The following is a 14,513-nucleotide window of genomic DNA, read 5'->3' on the forward strand; positions in this document are numbered from 1 at the left end:
CAGTTTGAAACGATACATTTTCATTTTTACACTCTCATTTTATAAATTAAGGTCGTTACCCCATGAAATTTAAACCAGCCGCGATAATTATTGCAGCCGCATTAAGCTCATTTGCTGTATATGCTGCTGATGACACTACAACAGGTACTGATGTTGGCCTCATTACTTTTGATGGCGCGGTAACAGACACCACGTGCCAAATTACGACAAACAATGGCGTTGATGCTAATAACGTCACCATCACCCTCCCGGTTGTCAAAAAATCGGATGTTGAAGCAACAACGATTGATACAGGTGTCGGCTCTAAGGAGTTTGAACTCCATCTGAGTGGTTGCCCGGATGCGATAACATCAGCCTCCGCGGTATTTACCTCCACCCAGTTTGCTGAACTGTCCAACGGCACGCTTAAAGCCGATCCTTCTGTAGCAGGTGCTGCGACTAACGTCAGTCTTGCGCTTTACAACAATACCTCTTCTGATAGCAGCCAAATCAAAGTGGGTTTGCCAGATAACAATACGCAGGTTGTCACCATTGCCGATGGCGCAGCAGATCTGGCATATCGCGTTGCTTACGTTCCGAGTTACGACTGGAACGCGACGTCAAACCCGGTAACCTCCGGTAAAGTGTCCAGCAACGCGACGTTCACTATCTCTTACGAATAAATAAAATTCGCGATAAGCGCCTTTTTCAGGCGCTTTTATTCATTCATGGAGCCTTCAGCACATGCATGCTTTCACTGTTCATAAAAACATTATCGCAATGACCCTTGCCAGCGCCCTGCTCTGCCCGGCGGTCAGCTATGCAGATATCGTCCTGTCCGGTACCCGGGTTATATATCCTCAGGAAAGTAAAGACGTCGTTATCAATCTGAACAACCGGGGGAATATGCCGCTGCTTGTTCAGTCCTGGATTGATGATGGTCGCGATACAACGAATCCGCAGGAACTCAAAGTCCCCTTTGTCGTCACTCCGCCGGTTTCGCGTGTAGACCCGAGTAAAGGTCAAACGTTACGCATCACCTACATGGGACAACCCCTCCCCAAGGACAGAGAGTCCCTGTTCTGGCTAAATGTACTTGAAGTTCCCCCAAAATCAGCAAATGCAGCTGATAAAAACCTGCTGCAGTTGGCTTTCCGCACGCGAGTGAAAGTACTGTTCAGACCTCAAGGATTAAAAGGCGAACCAACGGACGCGGTCAAACAGCTACAGTGGTCATTAAAAAAAGAAGGTAATAAGGTTATCGCTATAGCAAAAAATAACCAGGCATGGAATGTGTCAATTTCGGAAGGCAACGTTATTAGCAATAATAAACATTATAGCATCGATGTTAAAACTGTTGCACCTTATAGCACACAGGAGATGGCCGTAAAGGGATTAACTTCGCTTATTACGGGAAAGGTTAATTTTAAAGCCATAAATGATTATGGCGGCCCGGTTGAGCAAATATCCCGGATTAATTAATGCAATGAAACATAACTCCAACGGATTGGTTACATGACCATTAGATTTTCTGTATTACATCTCTTAATTATTGCCACCTTACCTCTCTATAGCTGGGCGGAGACCCCTTCGGCGTCCGACAATAATAGCGTGGAATTCAACGACCAGTTTCTGATGAATACCGGCAGTAAAATTGATGTATCGCGTTATACCCACGGTAATCCGGTCCCACCTGGTACCTATAACGTGACGGTCAATATTAATGGTATGCCTAAAACCACCTCCGATGTGACGTTTAAAGATAATGGCACACCACAAGCATCGCCTTGCCTGACAGCTTTACAGTTACGCCAGTGGGGCATAGATGTCTCTTCTCTGGCCAATACAGAGGCAGAGGATGAAACGAAAAGTTGTATTGATATAACCCACAGCTTCACCGGTTCAGCCACAACATTTGATTCCGCAAAACAAGAGCTGGATATCTCAATGCCTCAGGCATTTCTGCTACACCTTCCGCGTGGCTATGTTGATCCCTCACTGTGGGACAATGGGATCCCTGTCGCCTTGCTCTCCTACGATCTCAACGGATACCACTCCACCAACGATGGCGACACCTCAGACACCGGATATGCGGGATTGCACTACGGCGCAAATTTTGGCCCCTGGCGTTTTCGCGCCCGAGGAGGGGTGAACTGGAGCAGTGACGACGGTGCGAATTATTCCAGTCAGGACATGTATCTGCAGCGAGATATCGAAGCCTTTGATGCTCAGCTCGTAGCCGGTGATGCCTGGACGCGAGGAGATGCCTTTGACTCGATGAGTCTGCGAGGGGTCCGTATTTATAATGACAACCGTATGTTGCCCGGTGGGCTTTCAACCTACGCCCCCGTGATTCGTGGAGTGGCAAATAGCAATGCGAAGGTCACTATTACCCAGTCCGGCAACAAAATCTATGAAACGACCGTGCCACCGGGCGCATTTGTTATCGACGATCTTAGCACTACGGGTTACGGCGCAGACCTTGATGTTACGGTCGAAGAATCTGACGGAAGCAAGCGCACGTTTTCAGTCCCCTACTCTTCCGTTACGCAGATGCTGCGCCCTGGCTTTTCACGCTGGGAAATCGGTGCGGGAAAACTCAATGACGACGACCTGCATGACAAGCCCAATGTCGCCACGGCAACTTGGTATTACGGACTGAACAATACCTTCACCGGCTATCTGGGCGGTGAATATATGGAGGGCGGCTATTATGCCGGGTTGCTTGGCCTGGCAATGAATACAACAGTGGGCGCCTTTGCCTTTGATGTAACCCATTCACAGGCTGAACTTAACAATCTTCCGCGCCTGACGGGCGAAAGTTACCGGCTTTCGTACAGTAAGTTACTTGAGGCAACCAATACCTCATTCAACGTCGCAGCCTATCGATTCTCGACAAAAGATTACTTAAACCTTTCCGATGCGGCAAGCCTTGACGATCAGATCAAACACCGTGATGAAGATCGCTACAGCACCGGTGAAGATGTGTACGGCGCCTATCAGCGTATGAAAAACCAGGTTCAGGCTAACATCAGCCAGACGCTGGGCGACGGCAAAGAGCAGTATGGCTCACTTTATGTGACGGGAAGCTGGCAGAACTACTGGAACGATAGCGGTTCAACCGAGCAATATTCCACCGGATACAGCAACTCCTTTTCCTGGGCGAGCTACAGCCTGTTTTTGCAACGCAGTTACGATGAAGATGGCGAGAAAGACGACAGCATTAACCTTAGCCTGAGCATCCCCCTCAGTAGCCTGATGCCAAATCACCAGCGTCCGCTCGGGTTCTCCACCATTAACACCGACATGACGAACGATTTCAAGGGCAGCAACAATTTGAACGTCACCGCCAGCGGTAACAGCGACGACAATCTTTATAGCTATAGCGTCAGCACTTCCAGTAACTATGCCGACCACTCGTCCACCAATCAGATAAGCAGTTTTGGTAGCTATAACGGCGCTTATGGCCCGCTAAGCCTTTCAGTATCAACCTCAGATGATGATAGCCAACAATATTCCGCCAGCTATAGCGGCGGCATGCTCCTGCATGCAGGTGGCGTGACGTTAACACCGGGCAGCATTAGCGACAGCGATACCCTGGCACTGGTTAAAGCTGAAGGGGCGAAAGGTGCAAGACTCACTAACGGGAACGGTGAAATAGGCAGCAGCGGATACGCCGTTATGCCTTATCTGTCTGCCTATCGCCAAAACACAGTCGGGCTGGATGTCAGCACGCTTGATGCCGACGTGGAAATAAAAAATACCAGTTCGGTTGTTGTCCCGCATAGCGGAGCCGTGGTCGAAGTGACGTTTGCCACCGATCAGGGACGCTCTGTACTGATGGAATTACAGCGTTCCGATAAAGGCTTTATTCCTCTTGGGGCTGATGTGTTTGATAAAAATAATCACATTGTCGGCAGCGTGGGGCAAGCCGGGCAGGCATTTGTGCGCGGCATTGATGACAGCGGAACGCTCAAAATCGTCTGGGGAAATCAATCCAGCCAGTACTGCCTGACAAAGTACCAGATAACGCACGACACCCCTAAAGTGGGGTTCAGCAGCCGTCTCAGCGGGCTGAGTTGCCAGGTGCCGGATAATATATTGCAGACAAGTAAGGAACCATAATGAAATTGTTCTGGAGAATCGTCCTCACGGGGCTTAGCTTGCCGCTCAGCTTAACCGCCCATGCCCAGAGCCTGGACGTTACCTTTACCGCCAACATTCTGGAAACCACCTGCAACATGCAGCTTTCAGGCGGAACAGGGAGTGGGAGCAACAACACTTATATCATCGGCGATGCCAATGGCAAGGTGGGACTGGACGATATTATCAATAAGACCGATAACGCCAAAATTGACTTTAGCTTAAAGGCAACGGAATGCCCTTCATCATTAAGCAGCATCAATGTATCGCTCAATGGTTCAGGCTCGAGCATCGTCAACACGATCATTAATAATTCCCTGTCCGGAAGTGGTTCAGATTACACCGGGATTTCAATTGCCCGCGCGTCTGCTCCGGACTCCCCATTCAAGGTCAACACCAGCGGCGCACTCACCTGGACCGCGGCTGAAATCTCGGCAGGTGAAGTCGACCTTATCGCACGTATTGAGCCGACCAACAGCGCTAAAGCCACCACGGGGGCTTTCCAGGCTGACGTGACTTTTAATTTCACCTATGAATAACAGCAATAATGGAAAACAGAATATGAAATCGTTTCATCAATTATTCCTGATCGCCGTTATTACACTCAGCAGCGCAGCCACCGCTCAGGCCAACGGCACCACCAGCGTGAAAGCAACATTTACGTCAACGGTAGAGGCAGGGACCTGTACGGCTGCAATCCTGGATGGCAACGGCGCTACCGTTACCGCAATTGATTTTGGTGACGTATATAAGTCCGATCTGGTGGCCGAGTCCCGAACCGAGCCGCTGAAAATCGCGTTTACAAAATGTGTGGGCGTCGCGTCTGCCAGCGTCCAGGCCACGCCGACAACCGGAGGATGTTCCGGGTCTGCCTCAAACGGCAACTCATTCCCGGCAAGTAACGGCGTCGCCTTCGAGGTCTGGAACGGAAAGGCGGACAGCGGCACCCTGATGGATTGCAATAAAAAACCTGCGCAAAACGTGAGCATCGCTTCCGGTAGCGGAACGCTGGATATGATCTCCCGGATCGTTATCGCCAGCGGCAGATCAATTACAGATGTGACTACCGGAGCCGTCTCCTCCAGCGTTACCTTTCTGATTACCTACCAATAATGGAACAGGGTCAACGATCTTCTATGCGCAAACTCACTCTATGGCTGTTTCTCATGATGCCCGGCTTCGCTTTTCTGGCCAGCGCAGATAATCCACATGTCGATTTCTCTGCCAATATTGTAGAAAACACCTGCCAGGTCGCCGTCAGCAATGACGGTCTGGTTCACTTGTCTACCGTCGGTACGCATTTTTTTTCAGATTTGCTGACGCCAGAGAGCCAGTCCAGTGGGACAGCTTTTTCCATTAATGTTACCGGCTGCGGCGGCACCAGTAGCGGTGCCAGCAAACTGCATTTCAGTTTTAGCCCACAAAGCGGCGCGTTTCCTGCCCAAAGCAGCCAGGTGTTCCCCAATAACACTACCGTGGCCACAGGCGGGGCAGCAAACGTAGGGGTCGTCATTTTCTCCTCACTGGATAATACCAACGTGCTGAAAAAAGACGGTACGTCAGACGTGGTGCTGCCAGCGACCAGCGAGTCGTTGATCAACCGCTATGACTTTTATGCCCGTTACCAGCACCTGGACACGCCCGGCGCTGGAAAAGTGACCAGCAATGTGCTGGTGAGCGTGACTTATGAATAACGGGAAGTGGAAAAAAGTGTAATAAAAATAGTCTCAAGACTGCAGACGCATTTCAGGCAATGGCTAAACAGACAAAAATTTAGGTATAAACTGCCTGAACGCCACGGCGGACAGACCCCTTGTGTTCACCAGGGTGGACTGCGAAAATGTCAGGCAATTAAGTTTATCTGACAGGAAAGCGAATGAAACCCACCACCCTCTCCTTATTGCAGAAATGCAAACTGGACAAAAAACGCTTCGCCACCATCACAGCCTATGACTACAGTTTCGCCAAACTCTTCAGTGAAGAGGGAATAAACGTTATGCTGGTCGGAGATTCGTTAGGGATGACGGTACAAGGACATGAGTCCACCCTGCCGGTCACGGTCGACGATATTGCTTACCACACGCGCGCCGTCCGCCGCGGTGCCCCAGCCTGCCTGCTGCTTTCCGATCTGCCGTTTATGGCCTATGCCACCCCAGAGCAAGCTTTTGAAAATGCGGCTGCTGTGATGCGCGCGGGCGCTAACATGGTCAAAATTGAAGGCGGCGCCTGGCTTGTTGATACGGTGAAAATGCTCACCGAGCGCGCCGTACCGGTATGCGGGCACTTAGGCCTGACGCCACAGTCCGTGAATATCTTTGGCGGATACAAAGTCCAGGGCCGTGGCGATGCGGCGCAAACGTTGTTTGATGACGCCGTCGCGCTGGAAGCCGCAGGCGCACAGCTGCTGGTGCTGGAGTGCGTTCCGGTTGAACTGGCAAAACGTATCACTGACGCGCTGTCGATTCCGGTGATTGGCATTGGCGCAGGCAATGTCACTGACGGTCAGATCCTGGTGATGCACGATGCCTTTGGCATTACCGGTGGACATATCCCTAAATTTGCCAAAAATTTCCTTACAGAAGCGGGCGACATGCGCGCTGCGGTCAGGCAGTATATTGCCGATGTTGAATCCGGTGTTTACCCGGGTGAAGAACACAGTTTCCATTAAGGAGTCTCGTTGTGCTAATCATTGAAACCCTGCCGCTGCTGCGCCAGCACATTCGTCGTGCGCGCCAGGAAGGTAAACGTATCGCCCTGGTCCCGACCATGGGCAACCTGCATGACGGCCATATGAAGCTGGTCGATGAAGCAAGATCCCGTGTAGATATCGTGGTGGTCAGTATCTTCGTTAACCCCATGCAGTTCGATCGTGCGGACGACCTGGCACGCTACCCACGCACCCTGCAGGAAGATTGCGAGAAGCTCAAAAAACGCCATGTGGATATCGTCTTCTCTCCGGCGCCGGCGGATATCTATCCGCAAGGTACTGAAGAAGCAACCTTCGTCGACGTCCCAGGCATTTCCACCATGCTCGAAGGCGCAAGCCGCCCGGGCCACTTTCGCGGCGTTTCCACCATCGTCAGCAAGCTGTTCAACCTGGTGCAACCGGACATCGCCTGCTTCGGTGAGAAAGACTTCCAGCAGCTGGCGTTGATCCGCAAAATGGTCGCTGACATGGGCTATGATATTGAGATCGTCGGCGTACCGATTGTACGAGCCAAAGACGGTCTGGCGCTCAGCTCCCGCAACGGCTATCTGAGCGCCGAACAGCGCAAAATCGCTCCGGGATTGAGCAAGGTCATGAATGCCATGGCAGACCAGTTGCTGGCGAAAGCGCTAACACCCGAAGAGATTATCGCCCTTGCTGAGCAGGCGCTGAACGACAACGGTCTGCGCGCTGACGACATTCAAATTCGAGATGCCGATACGCTGCTGGCGCTTTCAGAGACCAGCCAACGTGCGGTGATCCTGGTGGCGGCCTGGCTCGGCCTGGCCCGCCTTATCGACAATAAAGTGGTTGAACTGGCGTAGTTTTTCTACCCGGACGATTAAAGGTAAACGTAATGATTCGCAAAATGCTGCAAGGCAAGCTTCACCGAGTGAAAGTCACTCAGGCCGATCTGCACTATGAAGGCTCCTGCGCAATTGACCAGGATTTCCTGGATGCGGCTGGCATCCTTGAAAACGAAGCGATTGATATCTGGAACGTGAACAACGGCAAACGTTTCTCCACCTATGCGATTGCCGCCGAGCGCGGGTCTAAAATTATCTCCGTGAACGGCGCTGCCGCACACTGCGCGCAGGTGGGGGATATTGTCATCATCGCCAGCTTCGTTATGATGTCGGACGACGAAGCGCGTCGCTGGCAGCCGAAAGTGGCCTACTTCGAGGGCGACAACGAGATGAAACGGACTGCGAAAGCGATTCCGGTCCAGGTAGCCTAATTCTTTCCTCGGGGAGCAGCCGGGTCCCCGGGTTGTTCCTCTTCTTTTTTAGATCCAGATGTACAATTTATACATACTTAATTAATCATTTAGAAAAACTAAAAAATAAAGCATCTGTAGGTGATAGAATCATTGCCTCATTTAAAAATAGAAAACCTCACGCCACATACCCGCTAAAAATTTAATTAAAGAGATAGATATGAAAGAAAAAACGTCAAAGACATTTCTTTTATTTTCATTGTTTTTTATATTTACATTATTCAATAAATCATTTGCCTATAACGATTGCTATATTGAATCTTCACAAACGGGCACGCGCACAATTAATTATGGCTCGATTAACGTAACCTCATCACTCTACCCCTCAGATAGCGTAAACGATGCCATCGTCCTGGCCAATAAAGACATCCAGATTGACGTTGGCAGTGATGGCATAGGATGCAAAAAAGGCGGGGCGGGTAACAATAATGTTGAGTTTTTCAATGCAGCCGATGGAACAAACATTTCTGCCCCATGGGGTAACATCGGGATGATCCAAACCAGTATTCCAGGGATTGTCTTATCGGCCACGCTGATGTGTAAAAGCAGTGACTGTGCTTCCGCAGCAGAAGGGGCTGGGGCGGGTAACATGGTTAATTTGAATCTCCCCGCCGCAAGCGGGCAGGAAAATATCATACATTCCCAGGGCGGCTATCCGTGGGAGGGCGCCGATAAGGGCTGGTATCTCCACATGACCCTTTATCAGTATGGCAGTTTTTCCCCCAAGTCCGGAGTCACCTCAGGACATACTCTGGCGGGAAATTTTGCCAGATGGCGTATAGGCGGCTCTACGCAAGGTTCAATCACCTTTAAAACCTCAACAAGCTCTCTCACTTTTACCATTCCACAGACGACGTGTCAGGACTTCTACATGGCAAATGGTGAGGGTAATCGCATCTCCAATAATCAGTATGCATTGGGTGATTATTCGATAGCTAATATAGAGACCAACAATACTAAAGAAGTTCCCTTCAAAATTATATTAAGCAAATGTTACGCATCTAAATTCACTACGAAATTATATTCCAGCAACAGAGCGGGTAATAATGCTCTGATCGGAAAAAGTGCCGGTTCGGCAAGCGGCATCGGGGTTAAAATTATGGATACCGCCAATAATCTGCTCCTGAAAGCAGACGGCTCCAATGAAACCACATTGACTCCGCAAAACTGGTACAACGATACTCTGGCTATTCCTTTTACTGCTCAGGTTGTTGCCGATAACAGCACTATTTCCTCGGGCGATTTCTCTGCAAACGCCACTTTTACCGTCACCTATGAATAACCTACCTCTGCGGCTGATTACCGATCAGCCGCGACATCGTCTCCAGCGAATCCGTTCTCAGGATGTAGAGACGCTTCAGTAAGAACGGATTATCCCCCGGCTTGACCTTTCCTTTCACCGTGGTCACCGCCAGATGAAAACCGGCGTCATTCGCCGCCTTGATCGCCTTATTATCATAGCCGCCAAACGGATACGAAAGGTACAGCACGCGAGGGTTGAACTGCGCCAGCGCGCGGCGGGAACGTTCAAAATCAAACAGGATCACGTGGTAGCTACGGCTGAGTAAAATGGGGTGTTTATCACCGTCGACGCGGTGCAGGAAGTGTGTATGTGACTGAATATCAAACACATCCAGAATGCCCTTAATTTCCTGAACGCTCATAAACTGCAGCGATTTAGGATCCCACTTCTGCGGATGCCCTTTAATGCGCGATGAGATAACAAACGCCGTGGCGTTAAAGCCATACTCTTTCAAAATCGGATAAGCGTAGCGGCTTACGGATTTCAGCCCGTCGTCAAAGGTAATAACCACCGCTTTCGCCGGCAGGTTCATTTTGTTACGCACATACCCTTCCAGCTGATACATCGTCAGGGCGGTATAACCCCGATCGCGCAGCCAGGCCATCTGGTTATTGAACGCACGTACGCTGGTGGTCGTAGAGGTATGACGGAAACGGGTGTTCTCTTCATCACGTAAGATATGGTGGTAGGTGATGACCGGCAAACCGTTGTCCTCCTGCGCGTCCAGGCTGCTTATCCACGCCAGGCGGTTGCCAATACGGATTTGGTACCAGGTCTGGTTCAGCCGATCTTTAAGCTTACTGAGGATCGGATAGCGAAGATTAGCGCTGAGCGTTCCGAACGGCGCGCTGCCGCTGGCGGGGGCGTTATACACCGGGGTATCTTTCCAGGTGATCAGATTTTGATTGCTAAGAGGCTTATTCAGATCACCGAGGCTATCCTCGACGCGCTGTTTTCCCTGCACCTGCTCCAGGTGCCCCTTGTCGATAAATCCGGTTCCGAAGCCAAAGCGAAACTCGTAGTAATCCGCTGCGGTGGGCACGACGGCAAGGATCTGTCCGGCACGCACATTGCCCACGTTTACGACATTATTGCCCACCTGCGCCCAAATAGCCGCATCTTCGGTAGTTTGCATGTACTGGGCTGGAAGACCTTGCTGGCTGACTAAACTGGCAGATGCCCCACCAGAGAACGCCAGCAGGAACAGGAAAAGAGTACGCGTGAACATGTATGTGATATCGATGCGGATGAACTGCCGCTATTGTAACAAAAGCGCTACCAATACCAATGTTTAATTCTTATACAGATCATGAAGAAGGACGAAAGGGGGGGTTTTCTGTTGCTGATGCCACAGGCTGCTGACGCCGGGGATCCCCTGCCCCACGATAGTATTACGGAAATCCTGGCTGCTCAGTGAGCCACGAAAGGGAAGCATCATTTCCAGCAGCGGATAGCCGATGCCTGAAATCACTTCACAGTTGTCGTGCTTGTGGCTCATGAGTGCAGCCGTACGATACGGCGCCGCGCCAGATTTATCCGTAAGAAAAATAACGCCTTCGCCAGAGTCGGTTTCATGCAGGGCATCGCACATCATCCGGCTAAGCATATTGGTGCTCAACCCCCGCCAGTAGTTTACTGCCCGGCATTGCGCCAAAGGACCAAACCTGGCTTCAAGCTTTAGCAACATCTCCTGCGCCCGATCATCGTGGCAAGTAATGACCCATCCCAGCATAACGATCTCCTTTGCAAGCGAGCAGTGTAGCCCAGTGAAGCTTAGCTTTCGGTGATAACTATCAAAGAAAAGCACCCGGCAAACGGAATGTCGCCGGGCTGAAGTTTAGCTGCGCAGGCCTCGCCCGCGCTGGATCAGATACCAGCACAGCATGTAGAAGATGACGATAAACACCACCAGCACCGCAACCGTGGTAAACAGCGGTACATCAGTAATGCCGAGGAAACCAAAGCGGAACCCACTGATCATGTACACAATTGGGTTCAGGTGCGACAGCGCCTGCCAGAATGGCGGCAGCAGCGTCAAAGAGTAAAACACCCCGCCCAGATAGGTCAGCGGCGTCAGCACAAAGGTCGGGATCAGGTTGATATCGTCGAAGGTTTTGGCAAATACGGCGTTCAGAAGGCCCGCCAGCGAGAACAAAATGGCCGTCAGCAGCAGCGTCAGCGCCACAAACAGCCATGAGTGCACCTGGAACGGGACGAAGAACAGCGAAATCACCGTCACCAGCACGCCCACACAGAGGCCACGCGCCACACCGCCGCCCACGTAACCGGCAATGATCACGTGCGTCGGAACCGGAGCCACCAGCAGCTCTTCTATGTTGCGCTGGAACTTGGCGCTAAAGAACGACGAGGCCACGTTGGCATAGGCGTTGGTGATTACCGCCATCATGATCAGACCCGGCACAATAAACTGCATATAAGTGAAGCCGTGCATCTCACCAATGCGGGAGCCAATCAGGTTACCGAAGATGATGAAGTAGAGCGTCATTGTAATGACCGGCGGCACCAGGGTCTGGATCCAGATGCGCATAAAGCGATGAATCTCTTTCGCCCAGATGCTTTTCAGCGCAACCCAGAAAAGATGCGTCATGCCTGTTCTCCTTGTTTTTGATGCACCAGAGAGACAAACAGCTCTTCCAGTCGGTTTGCTTTATTTCGCATACTCATTACCTGAATACCCTGCGCGCTCAGCTGTGAGAAAACGCTGTTAATCCCCTGTTCACGCAGGACTTCCACTTCCAGCGTTGAGGTATCCACCAGACGATACTGATAGCCTTCGAGCTTCGGTAGCGGGCTTTTCGCTGCCAGATCAAGAATAAACGTTTCTGATTTCAGTTTGGAAAGCAGTGCTTTCATCGACGTATTTTCCACCAGCTCGCCGTGCTGAATGATGCCAATATTGCGGCACAGCATTTCGGCCTCTTCAAGGTAGTGGGTGGTGAGAATGATAGTGGTTCCTTTATCGTTCAGATCCTTCAGGAAGCCCCACATTGAGCGGCGCAGCTCAATATCCACGCCTGCGGTTGGCTCATCAAGAATCAGCAGTTTTGGCTCATGCATCAATGCGCGGGCAATCATCAGGCGGCGCTTCATTCCCCCGGATAACATGCGCGCGCGTTCGTTGCGTTTTTCCCAGAGATCGAGCTGTTTGAGGTACTTTTCGCTGCGCGCCACAGCTTCTTTGCGCTCCACTCCGTAATAACCCGCCTGGTGGACAACAATCTGTTGCACCGTCTCGAACGGGTTGAAGTTGAACTCCTGCGGAACCAGCCCGAGCTGGCGCTTGGCATTCACCACGTCTTTTTGCAGATCGTAACCAAATACGCTCACCCGGCCAGAGGTTTTGTTAACCAGCGAGCTGATAATACCGATGGTGGTGGATTTGCCCGCCCCGTTCGGCCCCAGAAGCGCGTAGAAATCCCCCGCTTCTACTTTTAAATCTATCCCGCGTAGCGCCTGTACGCCGCCCGGGTAGGTTTTTTTAAGCTGTTCAAGTTCCAGTGCAATCGCCATGAAATAAACTTACCTATAGTTCTGACACACGTTGTGTGGTTTCATTAAAAGTCCGGTTACCCTATAGTAGCGCAACGCAATTACTCGGTTACAGGTCGTCAACCTCCATGAATGACATAGATACACTCATCAGCAACAATGCACTATGGTCAAAAATGCTGGTGGAAGAAGATCCCGGTTTTTTCGGCAAGCTTTCACAGGCGCAGAATCCGCGCTTTCTATGGATTGGATGTTCCGACAGCCGCGTACCGGCTGAGCGCCTGACAGGCCTCGAGCCTGGCGAACTCTTTGTTCACCGCAATGTCGCCAACCTGGTGATTCATACCGATCTTAATTGCCTTTCTGTTGTTCAATATGCCGTTGACGTTCTGGAAGTCGAACACATTATAATATGCGGCCACTATGGCTGTGGCGGTGTGCAGGCGGCAGTAGAAAACACAGAGCTGGGGTTAATTGATAACTGGCTGCTGCATATCCGCGATATCGGGTTCAAACATAGCTCACTGCTGGGTGAAATGCCGCAGGAGCGCCGTCTTGACACCCTGTGCGAACTGAACGTGATGGAGCAGGTATATAACCTGGGCCACTCAACTATTATGCAATCGGCGTGGAAACGCGGGCAGAAGGTCTCTGTCCACGGCTGGGCATACGGTATTCACGACGGCCTGCTGCGCAACCTGGAAGTGACCGCCACCAACCGTGAAACGCTGGAACAGCGCTACCGTTCAGGTATAGCCAACATTAAGCTTAAGCACGCGAACCATAAATAAAGCCGGGATTTTTTCCCTCTCCCTGTGGGTGTGTACGGTCCGGGGTGAGGGCATCAGCCCGCCCCCGCAAACATTACTCGTCCAGCAACACCACTTTCCCGACATACGGCAGATGGCGATAACGCTGCGCGTAGTCAATACCATAACCCACTACGAATTCATCCGGGATCGAGAAACCGACAAACTCCACGGGCACCTGCACTTCGCGACGGGTGGGTTTATCGAGCAAGGTACAAATCGCCAGTGATTTCGGCTCACGCAGGCTCAGGATCTCGCGCACCTTAGAGAGCGTGTTGCCGGAGTCGATGATGTCCTCAACGATCAACACATCTTTACCACGAATATCTTCATCAAGATCTTTCAGGATTTTCACATCACGGGTTGTGGACATGCCGCTGCCGTAGCTGGAGGCGGTCATAAAATCGACCTCATGTGACACCTGCACCTCACGGCACAGGTCTGCCATGAACATGAAAGAGCCACGTAACAGACCAACCAGCACCATTTCGCTGCCGCTGTCCTTGTAATGTTCGGTGATTTGACGACCCAGTTCGGCGATACGCGCTTTGATCCCGGCTTCCGGGATCATCACTTCAACAATATGTTTCATAAAAATCATAACCAACTGTTTTTAAAAACAAAACGCAAACCAATCGGAACGTGGAACAAAATTATTGATACACCGATTGATACACTTTAGTTTGTATAACCTCGTACATACCCACCAGCACGAGAACAACGTAAAGATTATACCAGTGCAGCGACCTCACAGCACCCCTATCTGCCAGAGTTAAACAGCTCAAA

16 protein-coding genes are annotated in these 14,513 nt (G+C 51.1%); 11 read left to right on the top strand and 5 right to left on the bottom strand.

Annotation, left to right across the window (positions count from 1 at the left end; translation table 11 throughout):
- Window positions 1-62: 62 nt before the first annotated feature.
- From NL510_RS19175 to NL510_RS19220, 10 genes are all read left to right on the top strand, one after another.
- On the top strand, window positions 63-662 hold the full coding sequence (locus tag NL510_RS19175) for a fimbrial protein (RefSeq protein ID WP_253379337.1): 600 nt from the start codon (window positions 63-65) through the stop codon (window positions 660-662).
- A 61-nt stretch (window positions 663-723) separates the two neighbouring features.
- Window positions 724-1,461 (top strand): fimbrial chaperone, encoded by a 738-nt coding sequence (locus tag NL510_RS19180; RefSeq protein WP_253379338.1) that lies wholly within the window; start codon window positions 724-726, stop codon window positions 1,459-1,461.
- Window positions 1,462-1,494: 33 nt separating this feature from the next.
- Entirely contained in the window at window positions 1,495-4,104 is a 2,610-nt protein-coding gene (locus tag NL510_RS19185) for an outer membrane usher protein (RefSeq protein WP_253379340.1), read from the top strand.
- Window positions 4,104-4,661 carry a fimbrial protein gene (locus NL510_RS19190; RefSeq protein ID WP_253379342.1) on the top strand — a complete coding sequence of 186 codons (558 nt, stop codon included), beginning with the start codon at window positions 4,104-4,106 and terminating at the stop codon, window positions 4,659-4,661. The genes NL510_RS19185 and NL510_RS19190 overlap by 1 nt, the downstream gene beginning before the upstream one ends.
- A 22-nt stretch (window positions 4,662-4,683) precedes the next feature.
- Complete coding sequence (locus tag NL510_RS19195) at window positions 4,684-5,235, top strand: fimbrial protein (protein ID WP_253379344.1); 552 nt, start codon at window positions 4,684-4,686, stop codon at window positions 5,233-5,235.
- Window positions 5,235-5,816, top strand: a complete 582-nt coding sequence (locus NL510_RS19200; RefSeq protein WP_301308576.1) for a fimbrial-like protein — start codon at window positions 5,235-5,237, stop codon at window positions 5,814-5,816. The genes NL510_RS19195 and NL510_RS19200 overlap by 1 nt, the downstream gene beginning before the upstream one ends.
- A 182-nt stretch (window positions 5,817-5,998) precedes the next feature.
- On the top strand, window positions 5,999-6,790 hold the full coding sequence (gene panB, locus NL510_RS19205; protein ID WP_253379348.1) for a 3-methyl-2-oxobutanoate hydroxymethyltransferase: 792 nt from the start codon (window positions 5,999-6,001) through the stop codon (window positions 6,788-6,790).
- Between the two features lie 11 nt (window positions 6,791-6,801).
- On the top strand, window positions 6,802-7,653 hold the full coding sequence (panC, locus tag NL510_RS19210; RefSeq protein ID WP_253379349.1) for a pantoate--beta-alanine ligase: 852 nt from the start codon (window positions 6,802-6,804) through the stop codon (window positions 7,651-7,653).
- A 32-nt stretch (window positions 7,654-7,685) separates the two neighbouring features.
- Window positions 7,686-8,066 (top strand): aspartate 1-decarboxylase, encoded by a 381-nt coding sequence (panD, locus tag NL510_RS19215; protein WP_253379350.1) that lies wholly within the window; start codon window positions 7,686-7,688, stop codon window positions 8,064-8,066.
- Window positions 8,067-8,265: 199 nt separating this feature from the next.
- On the top strand, window positions 8,266-9,387 hold the full coding sequence (locus NL510_RS19220; protein WP_253379351.1) for a fimbrial protein: 1,122 nt from the start codon (window positions 8,266-8,268) through the stop codon (window positions 9,385-9,387).
- A 1-nt stretch (window position 9,388) separates the two neighbouring features.
- Here NL510_RS19220 and NL510_RS19225 read toward each other — a convergent pair whose 3' ends face one another.
- The 4 genes from NL510_RS19225 to NL510_RS19240 all read right to left on the bottom strand — a co-directional run bounded on the left by NL510_RS19225 (window position 9,389) and on the right by NL510_RS19240 (window position 12,939).
- Window positions 9,389-10,636: a polysaccharide deacetylase family protein gene (locus NL510_RS19225; RefSeq protein ID WP_253379352.1), complete on the bottom strand. Its 1,248-nt coding sequence runs from the start codon at window positions 10,634-10,636 to the stop codon at window positions 9,389-9,391.
- Window positions 10,637-10,699: 63 nt separating this feature from the next.
- The gene (locus tag NL510_RS19230; protein WP_253379353.1) at window positions 10,700-11,140 is read right to left on the bottom strand and encodes a PTS sugar transporter subunit IIA; all 441 of its coding nucleotides are present in this window, start codon (window positions 11,138-11,140) and stop codon (window positions 10,700-10,702) included.
- A gap of 105 nt (window positions 11,141-11,245) precedes the next feature.
- Entirely contained in the window at window positions 11,246-12,016 is a 771-nt protein-coding gene (locus tag NL510_RS19235; RefSeq protein WP_253379355.1) for an ABC transporter permease, read from the bottom strand.
- Window positions 12,013-12,939, bottom strand: coding sequence for an ABC transporter ATP-binding protein (locus NL510_RS19240; RefSeq protein WP_253379357.1), 927 nt, complete (start codon window positions 12,937-12,939; stop codon window positions 12,013-12,015). Before NL510_RS19240 ends, NL510_RS19235 begins: the two co-directional genes overlap by 4 nt.
- Before the next feature lie 107 nt (window positions 12,940-13,046).
- On the opposite strand from NL510_RS19240, the gene can reads away from it, so the two are divergent.
- Window positions 13,047-13,709, top strand: coding sequence for a carbonate dehydratase (gene can / locus NL510_RS19245; protein WP_253379358.1), 663 nt, complete (start codon window positions 13,047-13,049; stop codon window positions 13,707-13,709).
- Window positions 13,710-13,782: 73 nt separating this feature from the next.
- Here the strand turns inward: can and hpt are convergent, their stop codons facing one another.
- Window positions 13,783-14,319 (bottom strand): hypoxanthine phosphoribosyltransferase, encoded by a 537-nt coding sequence (hpt, locus tag NL510_RS19250; RefSeq protein ID WP_253379359.1) that lies wholly within the window; start codon window positions 14,317-14,319, stop codon window positions 13,783-13,785.
- Window positions 14,320-14,513 lie beyond the last annotated feature (194 nt).

It is taken from the genome of unidentified bacterial endosymbiont (genome assembly GCF_918797525.1).
In the GTDB taxonomy this organism is placed as follows: Bacteria; Pseudomonadota; Gammaproteobacteria; order Enterobacterales; family Enterobacteriaceae; genus Enterobacter.

Coding starts and splice junctions, on each gene's coding strand:
- NL510_RS19175 (WP_253379337.1), top strand. CDS start 63: ATGAAATTTAAACCAGCCGCGATAATTATTGCAGCCGCATTAAGCTCA.
- NL510_RS19180 (WP_253379338.1), top strand. CDS start 724: ATGCATGCTTTCACTGTTCATAAAAACATTATCGCAATGACCCTTGCC.
- NL510_RS19185 (WP_253379340.1), top strand. CDS start 1,495: ATGACCATTAGATTTTCTGTATTACATCTCTTAATTATTGCCACCTTA.
- NL510_RS19190 (WP_253379342.1), top strand. CDS start 4,104: ATGAAATTGTTCTGGAGAATCGTCCTCACGGGGCTTAGCTTGCCGCTC.
- NL510_RS19195 (WP_253379344.1), top strand. CDS start 4,684: ATGAAATCGTTTCATCAATTATTCCTGATCGCCGTTATTACACTCAGC.
- NL510_RS19200 (WP_301308576.1), top strand. CDS start 5,235: ATGGAACAGGGTCAACGATCTTCTATGCGCAAACTCACTCTATGGCTG.
- panB (WP_253379348.1), top strand. CDS start 5,999: ATGAAACCCACCACCCTCTCCTTATTGCAGAAATGCAAACTGGACAAA.
- panD (WP_253379350.1), top strand. CDS start 7,686: ATGATTCGCAAAATGCTGCAAGGCAAGCTTCACCGAGTGAAAGTCACT.
- NL510_RS19220 (WP_253379351.1), top strand. CDS start 8,266: ATGAAAGAAAAAACGTCAAAGACATTTCTTTTATTTTCATTGTTTTTT.
- NL510_RS19225 (WP_253379352.1), bottom strand. CDS start 10,636: ATGTTCACGCGTACTCTTTTCCTGTTCCTGCTGGCGTTCTCTGGTGGG.
- NL510_RS19230 (WP_253379353.1), bottom strand. CDS start 11,140: ATGCTGGGATGGGTCATTACTTGCCACGATGATCGGGCGCAGGAGATG.
- NL510_RS19235 (WP_253379355.1), bottom strand. CDS start 12,016: ATGACGCATCTTTTCTGGGTTGCGCTGAAAAGCATCTGGGCGAAAGAG.
- NL510_RS19240 (WP_253379357.1), bottom strand. CDS start 12,939: ATGGCGATTGCACTGGAACTTGAACAGCTTAAAAAAACCTACCCGGGC.
- can (WP_253379358.1), top strand. CDS start 13,047: ATGAATGACATAGATACACTCATCAGCAACAATGCACTATGGTCAAAA.
- hpt (WP_253379359.1), bottom strand. CDS start 14,319: ATGAAACATATTGTTGAAGTGATGATCCCGGAAGCCGGGATCAAAGCG.